We start from the raw sequence: 19,840 nt of genomic DNA on the forward strand, positions 1-19,840 counted from the left end.
GCTATTCCTTTCCGATTTTATAACCGCTGATGTATGCCGAACGGACGATGGCATGGGTGACCAGCGGATTGACGACGAGCGTGATGACCAATATAAGCAGTACTTTAAGTGAGAAAAAGCCCCAGCCTTTGCGTATGACGATGCCGAGGAGCAAGGTCAGATAGCCCACGGTATCGATGTTGGAAGCGACCAATGCCCGCGTATAGAACTGCTTAAACCGGTAGATGCCGATGACCCCTATTAAAACAAAGATAAGACTTGCGCCGATGAGGATGTCGCCGATGAGTATATGCATGGTGGCCTCCTTTCTAGTAGCGGCCCTTTTTTTGGACGTAGAGGGCGATAAATAAAATGCCGATAAAGCTGAGCAGCGCGTAGATGAGGGCGGTGTCAAGAATCATGCTCAAGTCTTTAACATAGGCAAAGACAATCATAATCATAATAATTTTAGCAGTCAGCAGGTTAAGCGCCAACAGCCGGTCCCATAGTGAAGGCCCTTTTAAGATGCGAACGGCGCTAAGTAGCGCGTAAAATGTTAGGAGTGTCATGACAATTTTCATAGGCGCGGCTCCTTGAACAAAGATTCAAACTGCCCTTTAATCATTTTCCCGGCAATTGTCGGCTCTTTGGTCTTTGGTTCAATCCAGAGGACGAGCAACCGATGGCCGCTGACGTCAATGGTGATGGTGCCCGGCGTCAGAGTGATGGAGTTGGCCACCATTGAAACGTTAAGTGGGTTTTCAAGTTCAGTTGTAATCGAAACCACAGCCGGATGCGCGGAACCTGAGAATATAATCGGTATCAGTTTGAAGCTGGATACATAGATTTCTTTAATCAATGTCAGGCTGTACCTCAATAGAAAGAAGAGGTTGAAATAATAGAGTTCGTAATACGAATCTTTTAATAAGAATTTTTCAGACAGGAAAATCGCCGCTGCTGAAACGAGTGGTGCGGCAATTAGGTATTCAAGCGATAAGGACTCAAACAAGATGATGAAAATGGTGGAATAGATACAAACGAGCTGCAGATAATACAAGCGTTTTCTCATAGAGCCTCCCTTCAATTGCATTGTAAGTTTCCTCTATGTATACCCTAGAACAGACAAAATAAAATAAAAAAATGAAATTTCTATAAAATCAATAATAAAAATAGAAATTTCATTTTTCGATAGACTATGCGGTTAAATAGAGATAGACCAGCTTCATCGTATCTCTAAGGGCACTCATGTGCGTGCGCTCAAGGCCATGAGAGGCATAGACACCCGGTCCGATTAAAGCGCCTTTAATGTTGTGGCCGGCGCGCAATGAAGCAGAAACATCGGAACCGTAGAACGGATAGATGTCTACAGCGTATTTCAGTTCGTTGGCTTTGGCGAGATCGATTAAACGGCTAACCATGTGGTAGTCGTATGGGCCGGAAGAGTCCTTGGCACAAATGGACACATCGTATTCGGTACAAGTTAAGTCGAGACCGATGCAGCCCATGTCAACTGCGAGCATCTCTTTAATATCACTCGGCAGATACGACGCGCCGTGACCGACTTCTTCAAATGCTGAGATGACCACTTTGGTTTTAAATTTAGGTCGGATGCCGTTGGTGGACAGATACTCCATAACGCCAAACAAGCACGCTACAGAAGCTTTGTCATCTAAAAAGCGCGACTTGACGAACTCGTTGACAATGGTGGTTTTGGTGTCGATGCTGATAAAGTCGCCGACGCCGATGCCCAGTTTGAGGACATCTTCTTTTGATTTAACGGTTTCGTCTAGGCGCACGATCATATCGTCAGGCGTGCGCGCCTTGGTGCTCGCGTCCTTGTACACGTGTACGGCAGGAGATGTGCTGAAAAAAGTACCGGAGAAGACTTTGCCTTCGCGGGTATGGATTTGACAGTACTCGCTGTCCAGTGTCGGAACAATAGGGCCGCCAATAAGAGTGAAATGGATGTCGCCCTTTGAGTCGATGCTGCGCACCATGGCGCCGAGGGTGTCCACATGAGCACTGAGGCCTACGGTTCGAGAACTGTCTTCGCCCTCGATGGTGATAATGCCCGTGCCTTTTTCGGTCCACTCAAACGCATAGCCGAGCGCCTTCGTCCACGCTTCTATTTGCGTCATTAAATGATGCGTGTAGCCACTTGGGCTGGGGGTATTCAAAATGGTTTCTAATTTTTCGAGAAAATAGCTTTCATTAATGGCAATCATTTGATTCTCCTTACATCATTATTTTAAGGTCTAAATTTACATTAACGGAAACCCTCAATTTTGTCAATTACCGATTGGCCTCATAGTCCTCTATAGCGGTCATTATGCCGTCGAGCGCCTCCTGTTCCAAAAGTCCGGGCTGATAGAGATAAAGCTCGTAATCGGGACTGATAAAAAACGTCGTCGGAAAACCTCTAATGCCGAAAGTACCTGCAAGTTCTCCTTCTGGGTCGATAAAGGCGGGCATGCTGTAGCCGTTCTCATCTAAATAAGCTTTCGCTGTTTCAGCGTCCTCACCGACGTTAACAGCAAGGACGACGACGTCTTCACGCGCGTTGAGTGCATCGAGATGCGGCATGGTCTGTGCGCAAAATTGACAAGTCGTCGTCCAAAAGTTGAGGACGATGGTTTTGTCTTTGTAAGCGTAAAGCGATGTTTCAGTGCCATCGACCAAAGTCATCGGCAAATCTTCAAAAGTGAAGATCTCCTCTGGGGCGGCCTCGGTGTCCGAAGGCTCTGTCGACTCAGCAGTCTCCGCAGGTTCTGTCACTTTTTCGGTTTCAGAAGTCGCTTGGCTGTCGATGAGCCCGGAAGTGGTTTCGTCGGTGCCACAAGCGGTTAAAACGGCAGTTAATGCCACGAGAAGTATTAAAAAACGTTTCATAGAAGACTCCTTTACAGTCCAAATAGTGTGTAGAGCTTATTGGTTAATGCCTGCATGTTGCCGCTGAAGATCAGCAGTCCGATAGCTACCATTGAGAAGCCTGCCACAGGCTTGAGCCATTTGGCGTATTTATCAAACGAAACGACACGTCGTTCAAAGAAGTCGATAAAATACGCGGTGAGTAAAAAGGGGACGGCCATGCCGACGGAGTACACGAGCAACAGAACGATGCCGTGCGTCAATTGTTGACTGGCAAAAGACGTGTACGCTAAAATTGCGCCTAGGATAGGACCAAAGCAGGGGGTCCATCCAAAGGCAAACGCCATGCCCAGTCCTATGGCCCCAACAAAGCTGACGGGATTGCCACTGCGTCTGCGCCTATGGTCCTTGGCGAGTGTGGGAATTTTAAGGTACCCCGTCATAATGAGACCGAAGAAAATAATAACCACCCCGCTGATTTTAGCGAGTACGGCCTGGTGCCGGATGAGCAATTTTCCGAGGGCGCTGGCTGAAACGCCGAGCAGCATAAACACCAGTGTGAAACCGAGGATGAACCCCAGCGTCTGTAAAAGCGCACGCTTTCTTTTGGATCGAACGGCGTCGCTGCTGTAAGCGCCTGTTAGAAACATAATATATCCGGGTATAAGTGGCAGTAGACAGGGGGAAAAAAATGAAAAAAGTCCCGCTGTAAACGCCGCCACATAGCTGACATTGGTTAACATGATGCACCTCTCTTAAACGTATTGACCCCATTATATAATAGGTGATAGTGATTTTCAACCATAACCCGCCATATGGGGGGTGAAAAAAAGAGGTGGTTTTTTTTTAAAACATCTAATAAAATAGTACTAGAGTGTATAGTCATGAAATGAGGGGGGAAAGATGCAAGGTTACCGATTGACAAAGATGGGGAAAGGGTTGTTGGCAGTTTTGATGATTGTCTTTATTGCAGCCGTTGTAAAAGGTACGGTGTATTTTGCCGTGTTTGGATTTGTTTTTTGTGCACTGATGCTCTCACTAATGGTTTACGAAGTTTTTTTTAACAGATAAAGCAAACAGTCGATGTTTCATCTGCCTCGGCAACAGCTGTGTCTAGCGTCTTGCTTCGTTGAGGTTTAATTCAAAATATCAGATTGTCATACTAGGGCGTCGACTACAAACAATTTATTATAGGTGCACGAAACCGCGTACCGGACAGTAAAACTCTGCAGATTTTTCGACGTTGTTTTGCACTGAAAGTCACAGGGCTTTTTAACAACACTTTGACACACCCCGAGGGTGTGTTCTTTGTTTTTTTGGCACGCAGTTTCGCGCTTTAGACGATGTCGACATCGCCGTCTTCTGAGACGACGATTGAAAGACACCTTGAAAACGCCTCGTTTTTAGAAATGGTTTCCACATACCGGATAACGGAGTTGTAGCGCGCCCCTCTGGACGGGTCGCCTTTTTCAGTGGCGATGCCATCCAAAATGACGCCGATGCCGTGACAGACGCCGTCGAGGTCGACCATAACGGCGCCGTCTATACTGGTAATGGAGAGCATGACATCTGGGGTGAGCTTTAAGGGCTCAATGAGAAACCCTTGTCGCCTCAAACGATAGGCTTCGCTTCTGGCATTTTTGCTGATGATAATGATGGTGCCTTTGCTCTGTTTTGTCGCCTCTAAGACCAATCGATACAGCGCGCCCACGCGTTTGTTTTCCACATGTGGGTTAAACGTTTTAAAGATGCGGTTGAATTTAAAAAAGCTGATTTTGGGTTTGGGAATATACACGTCTTCATAAGTGACCACCATAAGCTTTTGTGTACCGCAGACAACTTGCCAACTGGAATGGCTGTTAAATTCAACGATTAGCGCGTCTTTGTAGAGCGATTCGTCGCTTAGAGAGACTGTGGCTGTGAGCTCTTCGCCGTTACAGAGCAAGGCGACATCATTTTGGCTCAGTTCGAGGAGCTTACGCGCGTGACGGTGCTGTGTCAGCGGCACGGCAGTCTGAAATCTCAGTAGAGCCGATTGGAAGCAAGCTTCGTAGCGCTCGGCTGTCGGTATGACGATAAAGCCCGATGAGTAGGCTTTTTCATAACGCATGGCGGCGATTTTGTTCAGCGCGCCAAAGGGACTCACTGCATAGCCTACACCGATTAAATCGGAGATAAAGCGCTTTCCGGAACGCCGGATGAGGTCAGAGGCACTGACCTCCGAAAAGGTGGTTTTATTGAGGTAACTGTTTAAAGTCCCCTCTATATAAGAACGGAGTTCCTCGATAATGGCTTCCAGCAATGTGTCTTCGCTCTCGCCGTCGATGCGGTAATAACTGGAGAGAATATTGGCGTCAAAAGCCAGTGAAAACACGTAGTATGCTGTGTTTTTACCTAAGGGTTTCGTATGGTAGAGAACAATTTCATCTCGGATTTCGGGTTTGACGCGCTCGTGTGGCTCATCTGTAATGTCGAGCAGGACTTCAGGCGCCAGTTCGTTGTCCATGCGCTCGAAAATGGTGGTGCAGTATTCAGCTATGTAGCGGTGCAAATCGTGTATGGATAAGAACACGGCCGGACCTCCTTTCAGTGTACGCTTATTCATTTATACCATATTATGTGAAAAAATACGCACTGAGATTTAAAAGGGGATGCGCGCAAAAAAATACTAGAGTTGGGACTCTAGTATTAAGGAATGATGGTTTCAGCTAAGGGTGTGTCCTGTAACATAGGGATTTATCAGAGGGAAGTACAAAACACCACCAAATCTGAAATTCATTATTTTTTATTTTACCACAGGTCGGCGAGAGGTTTCAAGTGCGACTTCTCATCAAATCAATGTGACGAGAAGTTTAGAATTAATGCGGTACGATGGGGTATAAGAGTAAAGAGACTTTTGAAATAATGGGAAGGTTGAGGTCCTAGATGAAGAAAATATTGCTTTTAACTGAAGATAAGGGATTTGTAGAAAAATTTATAAAACAGAGACCGACTGAGACCTATGAGGTCGTCGTCGAAGACGAGATCAGCAGGGGGCTGATTCGCCTTGCTGTGGAGGCATTCAGCGTCTGCGTCTTAGATGCGACAATAACTTCTGACAGCACCACCGTTATGAAGCGCGTTCAAAAGATCAACCCGCGTATCGTGCGTTTGTATTTGCAGCAGGGATGTGTCACCGATGTGCACGACGTCCGTCAAAAGTACCATTCGAAACTCGTCTATAGCAAAGCCATGCACCTTGACGACCTTTGGGTTTGGATAGACAAATGCGTGGCGTTTAGTGAACGCGTTCACGACGCCGCCCTCGTCGAGCTAATGGTGGCGCTTAAGCACATGCCCACGGTGCCGAGGATGTATTACAAGCTCAGCGACATGATTGTGAAAGAAGCTTCTATGGGAGCTATTGCACGGGAGATCGAACAAGACCCTGCGATTTCGGCCAATATTCTCAAAATGGCCAACACCGCTTTTTACAGCGCTAAAACGGGTTCTATTCGACAGGCGATGATGTATATTGGACTCAACAACATCAAGAATATTGTCCTCACGACGGCGGTGTTCGGAAACGACGGTTTGTCGCCTGAAGCGCGCGAAATCCATTGGGAGCACGTCAGGCTCACCAATGAATTTCTCATAGCGTTGTACGAGCAGTTGCTTGGAAAAAGACTCGACGAAAATTTATCGGCGGTAGGGCTGTTACACGATATCGGCGCCATTGTCCTCATGAGCAATTTCCCAGAGGCGTACGATACAGTTGTGCGCTGTGTTCAGAGGAATCCGGCGCTATCGTTTAAGAGCGTGGAAAAGAAACTCGTGGGCTTTAATCACGAGCAAATCGGCGGCTATCTCTTGGACTTGTGGGGATTGCCGCAACCGATGGTGGAAGCCGCTATGCACCATCACACGCCCTTGTTAGAGGGGTTGATAGACGGCGAACTGGTGAGTGCGGTTCATCTGGCGCACTTTGCGTCGTGGCAGATTATGGGGATACAAAAAGAAGAAGAACTCCTCGACAAAGGGGTTTTTGCGTATTTGAAAGTTCGCGAGGCAGACTATTTTGAACTCGTCGAGAAATTTAAGAAATCCAGCGGAGAGCGTAGCCAGATAGACAATAATTTGTTATGATAGATTGAAGGGTTTCTCAACGGAAGACCCCAAAATAGACACGGGATACTGCGCGTACAAACCGTCGGTGATCTCAAATGGTTTGAAGGGAGTAAATAATGACAAACAAAGTATTAGCGAAAGTGAACGGCAGAGAAATCACCGAAAATGATTTCAACTTATTTTTCCAAACATTAGGTCAACAAGTACAGGGACAATTTCAAGGCGAACAAGGTCGTGAGCGCCTTTTAGATGAATTAATTTACCAAGAGTTGTTTTACGCTGAAGCCCTCGAGACGAACTTAGGGGATGACGAAGGGTTCAAAGAAGAGTTAAATCGCGTTTCAGAAAACCTTTTAAAGCAATACAACATCAAGCAATTAATCGAAAGCGTTCGCGTTTCAGACGAAGAATCCGAGGCTTTTTACAAAGAAAACCCACAGTATTTTCAAACAGGTGCACAGGTTAAAGCGTCGCACATCTTAGTGGATACTGAAGAAGAAGCGGCTAAACTTAAATCTGAGATCGAAGCAGGCGCTACATTTGAGGACGTTGCAAAGGCGAGCTCAAAATGTCCTTCAAATGAAAAGGGTGGCGACTTAGGCTTTTTCCAAAAGGGACAAATGGTTCCGGAGTTTGAAGAAGTGGCGTTTGCTATTGACAGAGAAGTGGTATCTGAGCCTGTAAAGACACAGTTTGGCTATCACCTCATTTACAAAACGGATGAAAAAGAAGCGGAAACACAAAGCTATGAAGCTGTAAAAGATCAGATTGCACATCAACTGTTGATTCAAAAGCAGAACAGTGCTTACCTCACGAAAGTCGAAGACTTAAAGAGTAAGTACACTGTAGAAAGACTGTAAGGTCAAACGCCGGGGGGGAGCAAGCCCCTGGCGTTTTTAATAAAGTCGCCGCAGTGCATTTGTGGCAAAGCGGTGTAAAATCAGTCAAAGGGGTGAAAAGATGCCAATTAAAGATTTTAAAGTCGGCGAAGAAGTAACGGCTTTTTTCCTCGTTAAAGCTCGAAACATTAAAGTATCCAGTGCCAATAAGCCGTACATCGACTTTACGTTTCAAGATATTACAGGCGAAGTCAATGCCAAGCTATGGGACGCCAAAGGCGATTTAGAGAAACAATATGCGCCAGGCGAAGTGGTTAAAGTTCAGGGAACGGTTACCCAGTGGCAGCAGTCTATACAACTCAAAATCATTAAAATTCGTTCAGCAAATGAAAACGACGTTATCGATTACAGCGACTTCGTGCCGTCGGCGCCGATAAACCCGGTCCAAATGTACGCGTCTATTAAAGGGTATATAGACAAAATGTCAGACGATGCCATCAAGCGTTTGACACTGGCGGTTTTAAGTGATTACGAGGACAAGCTCATGTATTATCCGGCGGCGAAGTCCAATCATCACGCCATTAAGTCGGGCTTGCTCTATCATATATTGAGGATGCTTAAATCCGCTGATGCGTTGTGCGACATTTACAAAAATGTAAACCGCGACTTGGTATTCGCCGGTGTTATCTTACACGACATTGAAAAAATCAATGAAATGACCGCCACAGAAGCGGGCGTTGTAGAGACGTATACCACTGAAGGGCAGTTGCTCGGTCATATCATCATGGGCATTAAGCACATTGATGAAAAGGCAAAGGCGTTGGGCATTGATGAAGAAGTGTCGTTGCTGATTCAGCACATGATTTTGACACATCACTATGAGCCGGAATACGGCAGTCCTAAGAAGCCTCTAATTCCCGAGGGCGAACTGCTGCATTACTTAGATATTATCGACGCGCGGATGTACGACATGGATAAGGCGCTTAAAGGCGCACCGACTTCGTCGTTTACCGATCCGGTATTTGTACTGGACAGAAGGCGTTTGTTTAAGTCCAAGTACGCTTGTGAAGAACTGTATTAATTAAAAAACACCTGTTGTGCCCTTTATTAAAGGGCGTAACAGGTGTTTTTTTATGAAATAAATGCTCTACGCGTCTTGTGCTTTGTCAATACAGCACTTTTTGTACTTTTTGCCACTGCCACATGGACAAGGGTCGTTGCGACCGATTTTGTTTTCGATTCTAACAGTGATGCTGTCGGCGTAGTCGCGTTTGATGTTTTTTTGCTCTTCCTCAGTGAGAATATCATCCCAAGCTTCTAGGGTATACAACCATTCCGCTTTGGCTTTGTGCATATTGAAATACAACTTTTTGAAATCAACTGTCAAATCGAGTTCAGAGTCCTCTGTGAGTGCCTTGAGGTCTACAGGGGTTTCGAGGCTGGTGTTGATGCCGTCGATAAATCCAAGAGCAAGTGTCGGTACCAAGTCGTGTGCTTCTCCGAACGCTTGTAGGGTGCCGGTAATTTTCGCGTTTTTAGCGGTTAACATCTCGCTGTAGATGTCTTGTTCTTTCTTTAAGTACGCGTTCCAAAACTCATCGGATTGCGCATTGGTCATACCTTTTCCTTCAAGGATGCTGTTCCAGTTCGCCAATAAAGACATAATTTTATCCTCTTTTCCTATTGAAATTCAAAAATAAGTTTATCACATGCATTAAATGGTTTCAACACCTATCTTTTTTTGATATAATTTAAGCGTGTTCAGGTTGTACAAAAACAATAGAGGAAAAGGAGCAGGTATATGACAGTGAGTAACGAAGTAAACGATGCACTCAGTCGTTTTAAAGCGTCTTATCGAACAAGCCAAGCTTTAAACTACGCTTCTTCAATTATGTTTTGGGACGCTTCAACAGGTGCGCCGAAATCCGGTGCAGATGTTCGCAGTGAGGCCGTCGGCGTCATCAGCGGCTACAGTTTCAAGAATTTTTTCAATGCGCAAATGGGTGCGGATTTGGAATTGCTCACAGCACATAGAGAATCGCTTGATAAGCTCGATCAGATCAGTGTCAAAAAGGCTAAAAAGCAGTACGATCAGTTAATGAAAGTGCCGCCCGAGCTGTACGAGGCGTACAGTGCCTTTGTCTCTAAGTCCACCATGGTGTGGGAGGAGGCAAAAGCGGCCTCGGACTTTGCGATGATGCAGCCGTATTACGATCAAATACTATCGTACCTCAAAGAGTTTGCCGAAATCAGAGGGGCTGAAGGCCATGTCTACAACCTCTACCTCGACGACTTTGAAGAGGGGATGACCATAGAGCAACTGGATGTCTTTTTTGAAGGGCTCCGAGCTCGGATTGTCCCTTTGCTGAAGAAAGTGATGGACAGCAACGTGGCGGTAGACGATAGTTTCTTGCATCGACATTACCCCGTCGACGCGCAAGCTGAGCTCTCGGAGACGCTACTGGAAACCATCGGTTTCGACTTGAGTAAGGGGCTGTTCAAAGAGAGCGAGCACCCGTTTACCATCGGCATAGATGTGGACGATGTGCGTTTGACGACCCATTATTATGAAGACGATGTGGTGTCGGGGATGCTCAGCACGATTCACGAAGGCGGTCATGGCATTTACGAGCAGAATTTTGACAGGTCGCTGAAAGGGACACCGCTTGCAGGTGCTGCATCTAGCGGTGTTCACGAATCGCAGTCGCGCATTTTTGAGAACAACTTTGCGCGAAGTAAGGCGTTTTTAAGCCACCTCTTCAAGACGATGCAAGCGCGTTTTAAAACGCAGCTCGCCGACGTGTCTTTCGATGCGTTTTACGCTGCTATGAACAAGGTGACCCCTTCTTTAATCCGTACGGAAGCCGATGAGCTCACCTATTCTTTGCACGTTATGTTGCGTTATGAAATTGAGCGCGGCCTCATTGAAGGCTCGATACAGACTGCTGATCTGCCAACTGTATGGCGTGAGAAGATGAAAGGGTATCTCGGCATTGAACCGGAAGACGACCGCACAGGTGTCCTTCAAGACGTCCACTGGGGCGAGGGACTTTTCGGTTATTTTCCGACCTATGTCATCGGCACGGCACTCGCCGCGCAACTGGAGCACTACATGCGCAAGGACATCGACGTCGACGCCCATCTTTCAAAAGGGGAGTTTGCGCCGATGAAAGCATGGCTGACTGAAAAAATACACAGGCACGGCTCTGTGTACACGCCGAACGAACTCGTAGAACTCGCGACTGGTGAACCGTTAAACTCTCAATACTACTGTGATTATCTGGAGAAAAAATATTCGGAGATTTACAAATTGAGTTAGGAGGTCAACATGAGTCAATTAAAAGGTAATTTATTAGTGGCACAAGGCGGCGGTCCAACTGCCGTCATCAATCAATCAATGGTGGGTGTCGTCTTAGAGGCGAGACGTTACGCACAAGTAGAGCGTATATACGGCGCAGTACACGGTGTTGAGGGCATCGTCAACGAGGCATTTATGGATTTGACAAAAGAAACCGTTGCCAACCTTGAGGCGGTTGCTGCAACACCTTCTTCTGCTCTTTTATCCACGCGTGTGAAGCCGACACCTGAGTTTTGCAAAAAGATGTTTGAATCGATGAAAGCGCACAACATTCGCTTTTTCTTCTACATCGGCGGCAACGATTCTTCGGACACGGTACGCATCGTCAACGAAGAGGCCAAAAAACAGAATTACGAGTTTAGAGCAGTCCACATACCTAAAACAGTGGACAACGACCTCGTTATCAACGACCATACGCCGGGCTACGGTTCTGCTGCGCGCTATGTGGCGTCTGCTTTTGCCGGAATCAATTACGATAACCGAGCGCTTTCAGGTGTTTACATCGGCGTTATCATGGGCCGACACGCCGGTTTCTTAACAGGGGCAGCGGCACTTGGACGCGTCTTTGAAGAAGACGGCCCGCATCTCGTTTACTTCCCTGAAAGACCGTTTGCTATCGATCAGTTTATTCAAGACATCAAAGCGGTTTACGACAAGTACGGCAGATGTATCGTCGCCGTATCCGAGGGGATTCAAGACGCTGACGGCGTCGCCATCGTCACCAAACTTCAAGACGATGTTGAAAGAGATGCACACGGCAACGTACAGCTTTCGGGAACCGGCGCACTTGGCGACTTGCTCGTGGCAGAAGTTAAAGCAAAACTGGGCATCGGTCGCGTCAGAGCGGACACGCTGGGCTACATGCAACGTTCATTCCTCGGTTGCGTGTCGGATACCGACCAAAAAGAAGCGCGTGAAGTCGCTGAGAAAGCAGTGCAGTTTGCGCTTATCGACAACTGTGACGGTTCTGTGGTCATGGAGAGAACCGGCGACTATGCCATAGGCTACCGACTGGTCGCTCTCGAAGAAATTGCAGCAAAGACAAAACACATGCCGGATGCGTTTATCAATGAAGCCGGCAATCATGTAACAAAGGCCTTTTTGGATTACGCTCGTCCCCTTATCGGTACCGGCTTTAATCCGGGGTCTAGACTAAAGGCGCCTATGGTGGAGAAAATACTCGACAAGTAGTATCAAAGAATCAAGCGGCCTCGAAATTGGGGGCCGCTTTTTACAAAAATGTTATGAACCGTTTTAAAACTTTGTGCAGGCGTCAGTCGTCTATTTCATAAAGGCCTTTGGCCGGTAATTAAAAGTGAGAATGGAGCGTTAGAGATGTACAGCTATCGAAAGAGACGAAGACGAAAAAAATTAATAATGACCGCAGCAGTGGTGGTAGTGGCTGGCGCCTTGAGCTACATAGGCTACACCGTGTTTGCTCCGCAGGAAGCGCCAGACGTTCCGGACGTCGTTAAAATGCCTGAAGCCGAAGCACCTGCAGCAACAGAACCCGAAGTGAAAGAGACGCCTCAGAAAGAACCTGAGAAAAGCGACGCGGTTGCTTTAGAAGGGGACGAAGCGCTCGCCGAACCCGCAGACGGCGAAGCCGCCGATGCGTCCGAGGCAGACACGGCCAAAGAAGCCGAGGAAACGCCGACTGCCGTAGATGAAACGTATTTTGAAGACGCCTTGTTTATAGGCAATTCGCGTACAGAGGGGTTTCAAATTCAGTCGGGCATTGTCAACGGGACTTTCTTAACACATAAGGGACTCACTGTGGACAGTGCACTTGAAAAAGAAGTGGTGAAATGGAACGGCCAAAAGACGACTGTGGTTTCTGCAGCTGAACGCGGGACGTTTGGTAAAATTTACATTATGCTCGGCGTCAACGAACTGGGGTGGGCATACGACTACCTGTTTATAGAAAAGTACGGTGCGCTCATCGATGCGCTTAAAGAAGCACAGCCCGAAGCGGTTGTCTACGTACAGTCTGTGATTTACGTCAGTGAGAAAAAATCCAGTGGGGATAAAATCTATAACAACGATAACATCAACCATTACAACGACTTGATTCAGAAGATGACCGAAGAAAAAGAGGTGGTGTATTTGGACCTCAACGCGGTTCTTTCAGATGAAAACGGAAATCTCATTGACGGGGCGAGTTTTGACGGCGTCCACTTGAGGCCGGAGTATTGCAAAATCTGGTTTGACTATTTAAAAGAAAATACAGTGGAAAAGGCGGAAGCAAATGAAAGGAATAAAACGAATGAATAAAAAACTGGCAGCGGTACTTCTCGTGCTGACTCTCTTATTCTTAGGCGCCTGCTCTAAAGAAGAGGCAACTTATGATTTTGAGAAGTTGACGGAAGACATTCAATCCAAAGTTGCCTTTGAAGATGGGGTATCGTCTGTTGGCGGACACGTTGTGGAAAGCATTTACGGCATCGATCCGGAGACGTTAGAAGAGACCGTCGTGTATAAGGGATCAGGCGCCACCAGTGAAGAATTTGCACTTTTCGCGTTTGATACAGAGACCAATGCCGAGGCGGCAGAGGCACTTTTAGAAGCGTATTTGTCTGACCAAAAGACAGCTTATGCCTCTTATATGCCAAAAGAAGTGGCGCGTCTTGAAAAAGCCGTTTTGTATCGAAACGGACGCTATGTTTTTCTCTGTGTTTCAGATGAAGCTGAAGCATTTGAGAGCTTAGTGAAATAGAATTGTTAAAGATGACAGCTATTAGATAAAAAACTTGCAAATACTCGATTTCTGTGACAAGATATATAAAGGAATAGATATATGTTTAAAGCCTATATCACCAGTACAACACTGGGTCGCAAAAGCAATAGGGAAGTGCACAGTGTACTTTCTCAACATAGAGTATTTTGAGTAGAGGGCTGTTATTATGAAACTGATAGAATTACTTGATGGGATTGAGTATGATATAATAGCCGGTGATGTCTCCAGAGACGTCAGCGGCTTATATTATGACTCGAGAAAAGTCGGTGAAGGCGATGTTTTTGTCGCTTTAAAAGGTGAAATTCAAGATGGGCACCTCTATATCAGCAGAGCGGTGTTCAACGGTTGCGCGGCAGTAATCGGGGAGTTCTTTGAAGGCGTCAATTTGGAAGCTGAACAAGATGTGGCGCTGATTCAGGTTGACGATAGCCGTAAAGCACTGGCGAAGCTCAGTGCCAATTACTACGGACATCCCACACGCGACATACGCCTCGTCGGCATTACCGGTACAAACGGCAAGACGTCGACGTCTATGTACTTGCGCGCCATTTATGAAGCGGCAGGGCAAAAGGTGGGCGTCATCGGTACAACCGGCGTGTTTATCGGCGACAAACGTTATGAAATCCCCAACACGACACCGGAATCGACGGAAGTTCAGCGTTTAATATCAAAAATGGTTGAAGAAAATATAAAATGTTGTATAATGGAAGCTTCAAGTCATGCACTTGAAAAAAACCGCGTAGACGGCTGTGATTTCGATACGGCGGTGTACACCAATCTAACGCCTGACCATTTGGAACTCCACGGGACTATGGACGCCTATTTCGCGTCAAAAGCCCGGTTGTTTGAAATGACCACAGGGAAAAAAATCATCAACGGAGACGATTACTACGGTCAAAAATTGATAAAGCAGCATATGGAATCGGCGATTGTCTACGGGATGAGCGCCATTTACGATGTCTTCCCAACGGCGATTGAAGCCACTATTGAGGGCTCTCAATACGTATTAAATACACCGGCTGGCAACATCGATGTAACCATTCGACAGCCGGGAGCGGTGAATGTTTACAACAGCATGGCCGCTGCGGCGACGGCACTTGCCGAAGGCATCGACTTGGAGACCATAAGCGCAGGACTGGCTCAACTCGAGGCCATTAAAGGGCGCTTTGAAACCGTTTATAAGGATGCGGACATTCAAGTTATCGTCGATTTTGCCCATACTGAAGACGGCCTTCAAAAAGCGCTGGAAACCCTTAGACCCTTTGCGAAAAACAAACTCAGATTGGTCTTCGGCGTCTATGCACCTGAGGGCCAAGCCGGTGATGATAAACGCAAGGGGATGGCCACTGTTGCCGCCCAAAATGCAGACGTTATCGTCGCCACTTCAGACAACCCAAAATTTCAAGATCCGGTGAAGATTTTATCGGATATTTCCAATACGCTGTCGGCATTAGGCGCCTCTTACAAGGCCATTTTAGACCGAGAAGAGGCGATTGGCTATGCTCTGGACCAAATGGCGTCTGGTGACATCTTGCTAATCGCAGGCAAAGGACATGAAACAGCACAGGCCATCGGCGGCGTTGACATCCCTTTTAATGAAAGAGAAATTGTCAATCGACACATGGCAAACAAAAAATAGGAGTCGTATATGTGTGGATTTGTAGGGTTTAAAAACCAGTTAACAGCAGATAAGAAAGAAATTAGAATCAAAAAAATGATGGATGCCATCGTGCACAGAGGGCCTGACAGTTCGGGCATTTATGCCGATGACTCTGTGGCACTCGGCTTTAGAAGACTGAGTATTATCGACTTGTCCGAGGACGGCAGCCAGCCGGTAGCCAATGAAGACGGTGACATCGTAATGGTGTTCAACGGCGAGATATACAACTATTTGTCTTTGCGCGAGACGCTTATAGAGAAGGGACATGTGTTTAAATCGCATACGGACAGCGAAGTCATCGTCCACGGTTATGAAACCTACGGTCTCGATATTTTAGCCCATCTTCGGGGGATGTTTACCTTTTGTATTTGGGATAAGAAAAAAGACCGGTTGTTTATTGCACGCGACTTCTTCGGGATTAAGCCGCTTTACTACACGCAAAACACCCGAGACGGCGCGTTGCTTTTCGGCTCGGAAATCAAGTCGTTTCTGCCTTTTGAAGGTTTTAATAAAGTGTTGAACAAGGCGGCTTTACGGCCTTATTTGACGTTTCAATACTCGTCCATGGACGAGACGTTTTTTGAAGGGGTCTACAAGTTGCCGCCGGCACACTACTTGCTGGTTGAGGGCGATGCGCTTTCTATTGAGCGCTATTGGCACAACGATTTTAAAACGGGCAAAGGCGCGCTTAAAGACAATGTGGCCGCCATTGAACGCACAATGGCTGAATCTGTAGAATACCATAAGCACAGCGATGTAAAAGTCGGCTCTTTTTTATCGGGAGGCATCGATTCCAGTTATATTACGGCGTTGCTCAAACCCGATAAGACGTTTTCAGTGGGATTTGAAGAATACGAAGCCATGTTTAATGAAACCCATCATGCAAAGGCGCTTTCGGAGATGTTGGGCATAGAAAACCATACGAAGATTATCAGTGGAGAGGAGTGTTTTGATGCCCTTTCCACGATTCAATACCACATGGATGAGCCGCAGTCGAATCCGTCTTCTGTACCGCTTTATTTTTTGTCTGAATTGGCGAGAGAACACGTAACGGTCGTTCTTTCGGGAGAAGGGGCAGATGAAATCTTCGGTGGTTACCCGTGGTATCAAAGTACCAAACACATCGAGCGCTACGACAAATTGCCGCTGGCCTTTCGAAGAGGTGTCGCCCGCGTCGCCAAGGCGTTACCGCGCAATCGCGCCACGCGTTTCCTCATTCGAGAGGGCATGCCGCTGGAAGAGAAGTACATCGGTGCGGCGCGCGTGTTTACAGAAGACGATGCCGTGCGCGTCTTAAAACCCGCTTACCGCGTCGGGCCTACGGTTAAAAGCATAACGGAGAAAGTTTACCGAAAGGCTCAGGATAAAGACGATGTAACGAAGATGCAATTTTTAGATTTAAACTTATGGTTGCCTGGAGATATTTTATTGAAAGCCGACAAGATGAGTATGGCGCATTCACTGGAATTGAGAGTCCCTTTCCTAGACAAAGAAGTTATGGAACTGGCCAAGCACATACCGGCCGATCAGCGCGTTACTTACGACGAAACCAAAGTGGCCTTGCGTCAAGCTGCACTCAACAAGTTGCCGGAAGAGTGGGCGAAGCGTCCGAAACTCGGTTTTCCGGTGCCGATTCGCTATTGGATGCGCGAAGAAAAGTTCTACAAGAGGATTAAAGAGATGTTCGAGCGACCGTTTGTAGAAGAATTTTTCGATGTATCGTTGCTTCAGCGTTATTTGGAGGAGCACTATCAGAACAAAGCGAATAGAGCACGGTACATTTGGACGGTTTACGTGTTCCTCGTATGGTACGAGGCGTACTTTATAGAACGCAATTAGAGGAGGCGCCATGCAGCAACAGACTTTTGTACCGGTGATTATAGGTACAGACATCAACGCCTACGGTATGGCAAAAGCTTTTCACCAAGCGTATGGAATCAAGAGCATCATCGTAGGGAAAGGGCGTTTGTTTACCACTGAACGCTCTCAAATATGCGATGTGCGCGTCTTTGAGGATTTTGGCACCGATGCGGGCTTCGTCAACCGCTTAACGGCTCTCGGTCAAACCTTGAAGGCCGTTTACGACCGCTGTGTGCTCGTCGCAGCCAGCGACGGGTATGCGTTATCGATTATTAAACACCGGGACGTGTTGAGTCCTTATTTTGAGTTGCCTTTTGCGTCTGCCGAACTGGCAGAAGCGTTGGGATCTAAAGAGGCTTTTTACGCCATGTGTGAAAAACACGCCATCGATTACCCGAAAACGCAGTATATAGAAGGGGATGTCGAGAGGCTCGAAACAGCGCCAATAGAGTTTCCAGTGGCGCTTAAAGCCTCGGACAGTACGCGGTATTTTAACTGCCGCTTTGAAGGCAAAAAGAAGGCGTATATTTTGGAGAGTTTAGAAGCGCTAAACGCAGTTCTCAGCCAAATTAGACGCGCGGGCTACGACGGTACGATGATATTGCAGGAGTACGTCGCCGGTGACGACAGCGCCATGCGCGTGCTCAACGGTTACAGTGGTCAAGATGGGAAAGTGCGTCTAATGAGTCTCGGACAACCGCTTCTCGAAGACCCGACACCGGAACTGATTGGCAATTACACGGCGATTGTAGACGCTTATGACGAACCGCTGATGATGAAATACAAGGCGTTTCTCGAAGACATCGGCTACGTCGGCTTTTTTAACTTCGATATGAAGCGAGACGCCAAGACGGGTCGATACAAAGTGTTTGAAATCAATTTAAGGCAAGGGCGCAGCAGTTACTTTGCTACAGGCAGCGGCTACAACCTCGCCAAGGCTTTGGTAGCCGATGTCGTCGAGGGACGTCCGGCGGAGTTGACGCTAGCGAAAACGGAGCACCTTTGGTTGGGGATGCGCCCCAAAACGGCGCTTAAATACATTCCTCACGAAGCCCTAAAAGCGCAGGTGCGCCGATATATTGAGGCAGGTAAAGTGAGTTACACCCTATATTACGAAAAAGAAGTCTCTCTAAAGCGCAAGATTGCCGTCTGGCGCTATTATAGAGGCTATGACAATAAATTCAAGCAGTATTTTATTCAGAAGACATAAAGGAGTTACGGATGCCGATACTCAACAAAGAGAATTCACAGGATGTCGAACGCTACAGCGCATTTGTCCAAAATGCCGTCTATACGTCGGCCACACAAGATCTCAATTGGCATAAAGTTAAAACCGAATGGGACGACGTACAGTTCTATGTCGAACGGCAGGGGCGCATTGTAGCCGCTATGTCGGTACTCGTCCGAAAAACACTTGGCTACGCCATGCTTTACGCGCCTAAGGGCCCTGTGTGCGATGTTTACGACATACAGCTGGTGAAGGCGCTCCTTGCAGAGGTCAGTGCATACGCTAAAAAGCACAAGGCCTTTGTGTTGAGGATGGACCCAGAGCGTCTAATGGACCCTGAACTCGAGACGTTGTACAAAGAGGCCGGGTTTAAAGTGCGCAACAGAGGGGTTGCCTACCAAGAGCTGATTCAGCCGAGGTACAACATGGTGCTTACTCTAAAGGGCTTTGACGAAGAAACATTGATCGCACAGTTCAGTCAAAAAACCCGCTACAACATTCGGTTGGCCGCGCGCAAGGGCGTGACCGTTTACCACGAACGCTCTCAAGAAGCGCTCGATATTTTTTATGAGCTCAGTGATATTATGTGTACACGTCAAAAGTTGTTCAACCGTCCTAAAGCGTATTTTCAAAGGATGATGGACGCTTTTGGTGAAAATGCCCGTATCTATATCGCCAGTCACGACGGTGAGCCGTTGGCCGCAGCGATTGCCATTCATTACGGGGACAAGTTGTGGTACATTTACGGCGCCAGTTCAGACCACAAGCGCAATCTTATGCCCAACTACCTGATGCAATGGGAGATGATACGCTGGGGCTTGACACTCGGCGCCGATTACTACGATTTCGGCGGGGTTTTTGAGCTCAACAAAGAGCATGGTCTCTACAAGTTTAAAGAGGGCTTTTGCCGAAAAGACGGCGTGACAGAGTTGATTGGTGAAATCGACAAGGTATACAAGCCATTGGTCTACAATGTTGTCATGGACTTGTACCCCAAGTTTAAAAAACTGCGCAGTCGAAAATTGAACAAAAAAGGAAAAGCGGCGTCTGATGATTAATGGCGTGTCTCGTCCACGTTTCATTAAAAATGCCGGCAAAAACGCAACGGTGCTGTAGCAATACGGCCTCGGTAGCCGGTATTTTTAATTGTGAGCGATACGCGGCGTCAGGCGGCGCTTTAAATACAATGGTTTAGGAGCAGAAA

Annotated in this window: 21 protein-coding genes; 13 read left to right on the forward strand and 8 right to left on the reverse strand. The window is 47.1% G+C overall.

Annotated features, from left to right (window positions below; all coding sequences use genetic code 11):
• Window position 1 precedes the first annotated feature (1 nt).
• The 6 genes from mnhG to ACR6HW_RS14920 form a co-directional block, all read right to left on the reverse strand.
• Window positions 2-295: a monovalent cation/H(+) antiporter subunit G gene (mnhG, locus tag ACR6HW_RS14895; RefSeq protein WP_455728495.1), complete on the reverse strand. Its 294-nt coding sequence runs from the start codon at window positions 293-295 to the stop codon at window positions 2-4.
• 13 nt (window positions 296-308) lie between these two features.
• On the reverse strand, window positions 309-560 hold the full coding sequence (locus ACR6HW_RS14900) for a monovalent cation/H+ antiporter complex subunit F (RefSeq protein WP_455728496.1): 252 nt from the start codon (window positions 558-560) through the stop codon (window positions 309-311).
• Window positions 557-1,048 carry a Na+/H+ antiporter subunit E gene (locus ACR6HW_RS14905; RefSeq protein WP_455728497.1) on the reverse strand — a complete coding sequence of 164 codons (492 nt, stop codon included), beginning with the start codon at window positions 1,046-1,048 and terminating at the stop codon, window positions 557-559. Before ACR6HW_RS14905 ends, ACR6HW_RS14900 begins: the two co-directional genes overlap by 4 nt.
• Before the next feature lie 124 nt (window positions 1,049-1,172).
• Entirely contained in the window at window positions 1,173-2,204 is a 1,032-nt protein-coding gene (locus tag ACR6HW_RS14910; RefSeq protein ID WP_455728498.1) for a M42 family metallopeptidase, read from the reverse strand.
• Between the two features lie 67 nt (window positions 2,205-2,271).
• Window positions 2,272-2,868, reverse strand: a complete 597-nt coding sequence (locus tag ACR6HW_RS14915; protein ID WP_455728499.1) for a redoxin domain-containing protein — start codon at window positions 2,866-2,868, stop codon at window positions 2,272-2,274.
• A gap of 11 nt (window positions 2,869-2,879) precedes the next feature.
• Entirely contained in the window at window positions 2,880-3,590 is a 711-nt protein-coding gene (locus tag ACR6HW_RS14920) for a cytochrome c biogenesis CcdA family protein (RefSeq protein ID WP_455728500.1), read from the reverse strand.
• 160 nt (window positions 3,591-3,750) lie between these two features.
• Between ACR6HW_RS14920 and ACR6HW_RS14925 the strand changes: the two genes are divergently transcribed.
• Window positions 3,751-3,918: a hypothetical protein gene (locus tag ACR6HW_RS14925; protein ID WP_455728501.1), complete on the forward strand. Its 168-nt coding sequence runs from the start codon at window positions 3,751-3,753 to the stop codon at window positions 3,916-3,918.
• 265 nt (window positions 3,919-4,183) lie between these two features.
• Here the strand turns inward: ACR6HW_RS14925 and ACR6HW_RS14930 are convergent, their stop codons facing one another.
• On the reverse strand, window positions 4,184-5,419 hold the full coding sequence (locus ACR6HW_RS14930; protein ID WP_455728502.1) for a diadenylate cyclase: 1,236 nt from the start codon (window positions 5,417-5,419) through the stop codon (window positions 4,184-4,186).
• A 353-nt stretch (window positions 5,420-5,772) separates the two neighbouring features.
• Here ACR6HW_RS14930 and ACR6HW_RS14935 point away from each other — a divergent pair, with 353 nt between their 5' ends.
• From ACR6HW_RS14935 to ACR6HW_RS14945, 3 genes are all read left to right on the forward strand, one after another.
• A complete protein-coding gene (locus tag ACR6HW_RS14935; protein ID WP_455728503.1) occupies window positions 5,773-6,972 on the forward strand; it encodes an HDOD domain-containing protein in 1,200 nt (399 codons plus the stop codon).
• 98 nt (window positions 6,973-7,070) lie between these two features.
• Entirely contained in the window at window positions 7,071-7,814 is a 744-nt protein-coding gene (locus ACR6HW_RS14940) for a peptidylprolyl isomerase (RefSeq protein WP_455728504.1), read from the forward strand.
• 100 nt (window positions 7,815-7,914) lie between these two features.
• Window positions 7,915-8,874 carry a 3'-5' exoribonuclease YhaM family protein gene (locus tag ACR6HW_RS14945; RefSeq protein ID WP_455728505.1) on the forward strand — a complete coding sequence of 320 codons (960 nt, stop codon included), beginning with the start codon at window positions 7,915-7,917 and terminating at the stop codon, window positions 8,872-8,874.
• Window positions 8,875-8,940: 66 nt separating this feature from the next.
• On the opposite strand, the gene ACR6HW_RS14950 is transcribed toward ACR6HW_RS14945, so the two are convergent.
• Window positions 8,941-9,456 carry an SEC-C metal-binding domain-containing protein gene (locus ACR6HW_RS14950; protein ID WP_455728506.1) on the reverse strand — a complete coding sequence of 172 codons (516 nt, stop codon included), beginning with the start codon at window positions 9,454-9,456 and terminating at the stop codon, window positions 8,941-8,943.
• A gap of 138 nt (window positions 9,457-9,594) precedes the next feature.
• Here ACR6HW_RS14950 and ACR6HW_RS14955 point away from each other — a divergent pair, with 138 nt between their 5' ends.
• The 9 genes from ACR6HW_RS14955 to ACR6HW_RS14995 all read left to right on the forward strand — a co-directional run bounded on the left by ACR6HW_RS14955 (window position 9,595) and on the right by ACR6HW_RS14995 (window position 19,831).
• On the forward strand, window positions 9,595-11,112 hold the full coding sequence (locus ACR6HW_RS14955) for a carboxypeptidase M32 (protein ID WP_455728507.1): 1,518 nt from the start codon (window positions 9,595-9,597) through the stop codon (window positions 11,110-11,112).
• Window positions 11,113-11,121: 9 nt separating this feature from the next.
• Complete coding sequence (locus ACR6HW_RS14960) at window positions 11,122-12,342, forward strand: 6-phosphofructokinase (protein WP_455728508.1); 1,221 nt, start codon at window positions 11,122-11,124, stop codon at window positions 12,340-12,342.
• Window positions 12,343-12,528: 186 nt separating this feature from the next.
• Window positions 12,529-13,425 (forward strand): GDSL-type esterase/lipase family protein, encoded by an 897-nt coding sequence (locus tag ACR6HW_RS14965; protein ID WP_455728509.1) that lies wholly within the window; start codon window positions 12,529-12,531, stop codon window positions 13,423-13,425.
• Window positions 13,418-13,867 carry a DUF4358 domain-containing protein gene (locus ACR6HW_RS14970; RefSeq protein WP_455728510.1) on the forward strand — a complete coding sequence of 150 codons (450 nt, stop codon included), beginning with the start codon at window positions 13,418-13,420 and terminating at the stop codon, window positions 13,865-13,867. Before ACR6HW_RS14965 ends, ACR6HW_RS14970 begins: the two co-directional genes overlap by 8 nt.
• A gap of 187 nt (window positions 13,868-14,054) precedes the next feature.
• Window positions 14,055-15,527: a UDP-N-acetylmuramoyl-L-alanyl-D-glutamate--2,6-diaminopimelate ligase gene (locus tag ACR6HW_RS14975; RefSeq protein ID WP_455728511.1), complete on the forward strand. Its 1,473-nt coding sequence runs from the start codon at window positions 14,055-14,057 to the stop codon at window positions 15,525-15,527.
• A 9-nt stretch (window positions 15,528-15,536) separates the two neighbouring features.
• A complete protein-coding gene (asnB, locus tag ACR6HW_RS14980) occupies window positions 15,537-17,387 on the forward strand; it encodes an asparagine synthase (glutamine-hydrolyzing) (protein WP_455728512.1) in 1,851 nt (616 codons plus the stop codon).
• A 10-nt stretch (window positions 17,388-17,397) separates the two neighbouring features.
• Window positions 17,398-18,618, forward strand: coding sequence for a carboxylate--amine ligase (locus ACR6HW_RS14985; protein WP_455728513.1), 1,221 nt, complete (start codon window positions 17,398-17,400; stop codon window positions 18,616-18,618).
• Between the two features lie 11 nt (window positions 18,619-18,629).
• Complete coding sequence (locus tag ACR6HW_RS14990) at window positions 18,630-19,694, forward strand: lipid II:glycine glycyltransferase FemX (RefSeq protein WP_455728514.1); 1,065 nt, start codon at window positions 18,630-18,632, stop codon at window positions 19,692-19,694.
• Complete coding sequence (locus ACR6HW_RS14995; protein ID WP_455728515.1) at window positions 19,694-19,831, forward strand: hypothetical protein; 138 nt, start codon at window positions 19,694-19,696, stop codon at window positions 19,829-19,831. The genes ACR6HW_RS14990 and ACR6HW_RS14995 overlap by 1 nt, the downstream gene beginning before the upstream one ends.
• Window positions 19,832-19,840: the final 9 nt, after the last annotated feature.

This window comes from Fusibacter sp. JL298sf-3, from assembly GCF_053842995.1.

Excerpts from the sequence above, each read along its gene's own strand:
- mnhG (WP_455728495.1), bottom strand. The coding sequence starts at position 295 with ATGCATATACTCATCGGCGACATCCTCATCGGCGCAAGTCTTATCTTT.
- ACR6HW_RS14900 (WP_455728496.1), bottom strand. The coding sequence starts at position 560 with ATGAAAATTGTCATGACACTCCTAACATTTTACGCGCTACTTAGCGCC.
- ACR6HW_RS14905 (WP_455728497.1), bottom strand. The coding sequence starts at position 1,048 with ATGAGAAAACGCTTGTATTATCTGCAGCTCGTTTGTATCTATTCCACC.
- ACR6HW_RS14910 (WP_455728498.1), bottom strand. The coding sequence starts at position 2,204 with ATGATTGCCATTAATGAAAGCTATTTTCTCGAAAAATTAGAAACCATT.
- ACR6HW_RS14915 (WP_455728499.1), bottom strand. The coding sequence starts at position 2,868 with ATGAAACGTTTTTTAATACTTCTCGTGGCATTAACTGCCGTTTTAACC.
- ACR6HW_RS14920 (WP_455728500.1), bottom strand. The coding sequence starts at position 3,590 with ATGTTAACCAATGTCAGCTATGTGGCGGCGTTTACAGCGGGACTTTTT.
- ACR6HW_RS14925 (WP_455728501.1), top strand. The coding sequence starts at position 3,751 with ATGCAAGGTTACCGATTGACAAAGATGGGGAAAGGGTTGTTGGCAGTT.
- ACR6HW_RS14935 (WP_455728503.1), top strand. The coding sequence starts at position 5,773 with ATGAAGAAAATATTGCTTTTAACTGAAGATAAGGGATTTGTAGAAAAA.
- ACR6HW_RS14940 (WP_455728504.1), top strand. The coding sequence starts at position 7,071 with ATGACAAACAAAGTATTAGCGAAAGTGAACGGCAGAGAAATCACCGAA.
- ACR6HW_RS14945 (WP_455728505.1), top strand. The coding sequence starts at position 7,915 with ATGCCAATTAAAGATTTTAAAGTCGGCGAAGAAGTAACGGCTTTTTTC.
- ACR6HW_RS14950 (WP_455728506.1), bottom strand. The coding sequence starts at position 9,456 with ATGTCTTTATTGGCGAACTGGAACAGCATCCTTGAAGGAAAAGGTATG.
- ACR6HW_RS14955 (WP_455728507.1), top strand. The coding sequence starts at position 9,595 with ATGACAGTGAGTAACGAAGTAAACGATGCACTCAGTCGTTTTAAAGCG.
- ACR6HW_RS14960 (WP_455728508.1), top strand. The coding sequence starts at position 11,122 with ATGAGTCAATTAAAAGGTAATTTATTAGTGGCACAAGGCGGCGGTCCA.
- ACR6HW_RS14965 (WP_455728509.1), top strand. The coding sequence starts at position 12,529 with ATGACCGCAGCAGTGGTGGTAGTGGCTGGCGCCTTGAGCTACATAGGC.
- ACR6HW_RS14970 (WP_455728510.1), top strand. The coding sequence starts at position 13,418 with ATGAATAAAAAACTGGCAGCGGTACTTCTCGTGCTGACTCTCTTATTC.
- ACR6HW_RS14975 (WP_455728511.1), top strand. The coding sequence starts at position 14,055 with ATGAAACTGATAGAATTACTTGATGGGATTGAGTATGATATAATAGCC.
- asnB (WP_455728512.1), top strand. The coding sequence starts at position 15,537 with ATGTGTGGATTTGTAGGGTTTAAAAACCAGTTAACAGCAGATAAGAAA.
- ACR6HW_RS14985 (WP_455728513.1), top strand. The coding sequence starts at position 17,398 with ATGCAGCAACAGACTTTTGTACCGGTGATTATAGGTACAGACATCAAC.
- ACR6HW_RS14990 (WP_455728514.1), top strand. The coding sequence starts at position 18,630 with ATGCCGATACTCAACAAAGAGAATTCACAGGATGTCGAACGCTACAGC.
- ACR6HW_RS14995 (WP_455728515.1), top strand. The coding sequence starts at position 19,694 with ATGGCGTGTCTCGTCCACGTTTCATTAAAAATGCCGGCAAAAACGCAA.